4 protein-coding genes are annotated in these 3,267 nt (G+C 57.1%); 2 read left to right on the top strand and 2 right to left on the bottom strand.

Features of this window, described 5'->3' with window-relative positions; translation table 11 throughout:
• Both AC1D1P_RS18630 and AC1D1P_RS18625 read right to left on the bottom strand, forming a co-directional pair.
• A partial coding sequence (locus AC1D1P_RS18630; RefSeq protein WP_477673990.1) for a hypothetical protein occupies nucleotides 1–390 on the bottom strand: 390 nt, incomplete at its 3' end.
• A 25-nt stretch (nucleotides 391–415) separates the two neighbouring features.
• Nucleotides 416–2,236 carry a hypothetical protein gene (locus AC1D1P_RS18625; protein WP_477673989.1) on the bottom strand — a complete coding sequence of 607 codons (1,821 nt, stop codon included), beginning with the start codon at nucleotides 2,234–2,236 and terminating at the stop codon, nucleotides 416–418.
• Between the two features lie 321 nt (nucleotides 2,237–2,557).
• Between AC1D1P_RS18625 and rpsF the strand changes: the two genes are divergently transcribed.
• A complete protein-coding gene (rpsF, locus tag AC1D1P_RS18620) occupies nucleotides 2,558–2,923 on the top strand; it encodes a 30S ribosomal protein S6 (protein ID WP_007871089.1) in 366 nt (121 codons plus the stop codon).
• 60 nt (nucleotides 2,924–2,983) lie between these two features.
• On the top strand, nucleotides 2,984–3,267 hold a 284-nt coding region (priB, locus tag AC1D1P_RS18615; protein ID WP_477673988.1), incomplete at its 3' end, for a primosomal replication protein N.

Raw genomic sequence — 3,267 nt, 5'->3', positions numbered from 1 at the left:
GCCTTTGCGCATCAGAAGATAACCCCCCCAAAACAGCAAGCTGGCTGCGATGCAGAGCGTCACCCAGGCGGCTTTGACGGGCTCCATGGCAATGGCCAAGAACTGGGGCAGCGAGTAGTACGCCGATACCGGGTCTGGAAAAAAAGGCTGCCCGGCGCAAAACGACGGGGTGAACCAGGGCACGCTCAGGCCGTTTTGGGTGAACCAGATATAACCATCCAGCCAGCCTGGCAGTGCAAGTTTGAAGTCGGGGCCCAGCCAGCCATCCTGAATCGGAAAAAATGGTTCAAACGTCTGAGCTGTAATAGCCAGTAATACCAAAAAAATCAGCCAAATCCATGCTGATTGCTGGCGCGGTGAGGGGGCGTTCCATTTTGAAAAAAGCTGCATGTATGCCTGGGGAGTATTGGGTGTGTCAGGGCGCCTTGCGCCGGCGCCACAGGGTGCCGACGAGCCATCCCGGCATGGCGAGACCAACCAGCACCCATGAGATATACGTCAGCAGATTGGCCATTTCCTGGCGTGCCGAGAAATTGAAAGCAAATGGCTTGTAGTTTGCGAATTTCTGGGCTTCCTCGCGTTGATCTGCACGGAAAAGATCGCCTGGTTTGCAGTTGTTTTCTTTTGGGTAAACGTAGCAGGCCGGGTTTTTCAGGTTCAGGAACCCGTTGTGCTCGGCAAGAACTGGCCCTGTTGTCAGGCCTTCTGCTGAGAATCTCTCCAGGCTGTAACCGAAAACGGGGTTATAGCAAAAGAGCGCCGATTTGCCTGCAGCCAGAAGGTTGTTGGATGTCACTCGCAGAATGCCCGTCTCGGTCTGCATGTCTGCACGGCTTCCGAGTTCCCGGATTCCTGCGGCAAATGTACCGTCCCGTAATTTTTTTTCAGCGATTACCACGCTGCGGGGGTCATATCCCTGCCACGAATAGAACTCCCGGCCTTCAAGCGCTGACTGCGCCACTGTTGCTGTGAGGCAGGCYGCCACGGCCAGGCCTTTCCAGCGTTTCCAGGTCGCGCGTTGCAGCAGCAAGCCCATACCGACGGCRAAAATGGTGATGTACACCACCAGCCAGCGTACCAGCGTGCTGGCTGAGTTGACGATGGGCAGCGTTTTCAGGAAGGCATTCCACCGCGGATCAAAGTAGTTAAGTGCCAGCGGCACGGCCAGGCTCAGCAGCAAGGCAGAGCCCAACAGAAATTGACGCCAGCCCGGAAGCCGAAATGCCGTTGTTGCTCGGCGAATCCTGTCAACCATAAGGCAAACCAGCAAAACGGCGCTCGCCATCCCGAAGTTGAAGGCCCACTCGTGCGGCGATTGCGTGGCCTGCAGGTTGGTCATGGAAGCCTTGCCGATCTGGTAGGCCTGCTGGGACTCCAGAAAAAGTGCTGCGACGGTCATTCCTGCCGCTTCATGCCATGAAGGTGCGCCCGGCAGCGGATAAAAAGTACGAGGAAAAAGGGCAAGAAAGGAAAAGGTTGCCATCAGCTTGGACGCCGAAAGCGCCAAGCCGACGATGCAGGCGATCAATCCCCTCGCCATGAACTGCCGGAGGTCGCCGCCGGTCATGCAATGCAGCAGACCGATCACGAAAACAGCGAGGCCCCCTGCGAGCATCAGAGTGCTGAGGCCGGAATGCACCCAATAGGCAAGCACAACCCCCGCCAGCACTGATATCCCGGCCTGATCGAGTCGCGAGCGGATAGGCAGCAGGAGCAGCAAGGCCAGCCAAGGCACCAGGGCAAGCCCATGGAAGCCGACATGCCCGATGATGATCCGATGTGGAAGAAACCCGTTGAACATCAGCAAGCCGCCCACCAATACTGCCGCCAGGGGGCCGGTTAAAAAGACCTTGCGCGCCAGCAGATAACCGCCCCAGAACATCAGGCTCGCGCTCAGGCACAGCAACAGATATGTGGCGTTGATCGGCCCGGCCAGTATGGCCAGTAACTGTGGAAACGAATAAAAAGCGGACTGTGGATCAGGAAAAAAGGGCTGACCGGCACAGAATGACGGTGTAAACCATGGGGTGCTCAATCCGTTCGTGGAAAACCAGATGTGCCCATCCAGCCAGTTGGGCAACATCAGCGAGTAGTCATGACCCAGCCATCCTCTTTCCAGAGGGAAAAAGGGCTTGAAAATCAGGCCAAGGCAGAGCAGCAGGAGGCCGTATACCAGCCAGACCGCATAGGTCGCATGCCGCCCTGAAAGGCTTGCTGGCGCGTGAAGCAGTTGCATGTCGACGGCGTAGGTAGGCGGGTGCGGGAGGGTTGTAGTCCAGCGCATCCGGATCTGGCGGGAGATTAACACGCAGTAACAATCAGCCAAAGAGCTTCATTGCATGGATCATCGCGTGGGTTCTACCCGGCTGTGTCCGGCGCTGGTGCCAGCGCTTTGAAGCAGGGGGAAACTACCCCAAAAGCTGCGATTTCCTGGGTTTCTAGATGGATGGCCAGGCCAACTGGCATCCGAACAAGTCTTCAGGCTATAATCATGGGCTTCGCCTTGCTGCACCCTTAACGACGCTGGGGCAGCTTCAATCAACCACAAGGAGAGTTTATGCGTCACTATGAGATCGTCTTGCTGATCCACCCGGATCAAAGCGAGCAAGTCCCAGCCATGCTGGAACGTTACAAGGGCATGATCACCGCCGGCGGTGGCAAAGTGCACCGTGTCGAAGATTGGGGCCGCCGCCAGCTGGTGTACCTGATCCAGAAACTGGCCAAAGCCCACTACCTCTGCATCAACATCGAAGCCAGCCAGGCCGTGATGGAAGAAATCGAACACGCGTTCAAGTTCAACGATGCCGTGCTGCGCCACCTGACCGTGGTGAAGAAGAAAGCCGAAACCGGCCCGTCCCTCATGATGCGCAACGTCGAGAGGGAAGAAGCCCGTAAGGCCCAACAGCAGGAGTATGCGGCTTAATAGCCACCATGCTGTTGAACGCCTCGCTGCTGCGCATCTGCTTTTGAGCAAGAGCCCGCAGTGAACCACGTTGAACTGACCGCCTGTATCGCCGAGGCAAGTCCTCTTCGCTACACGCCCGCTGGAATCCCCGCCGCCAATTTCGTCCTCGAACACGAGTCCGAAATCGTCGAAGCCGGAGTCACCAGACAGGTCAAGTTGACGGTAAGGGCGGTTGCTTTCGGAGCGCTGGCTGAGCAATCAGCCAAATCCCCGCTAGGCAAACCCTTCAGGTTCACCGGTTTTCTGATCAATGCGCGCACCAGCAAAGGTGTTGTTTTTCATATCCAGGCTCTGCACAAGGT

The organism is Polaromonas sp. P1_E1_2, assembly GCF_056406035.1.
The sequence above is the reverse complement of the archived record's forward strand: the minus strand, read 5'-3'. Positions and strand labels throughout refer to the sequence as shown.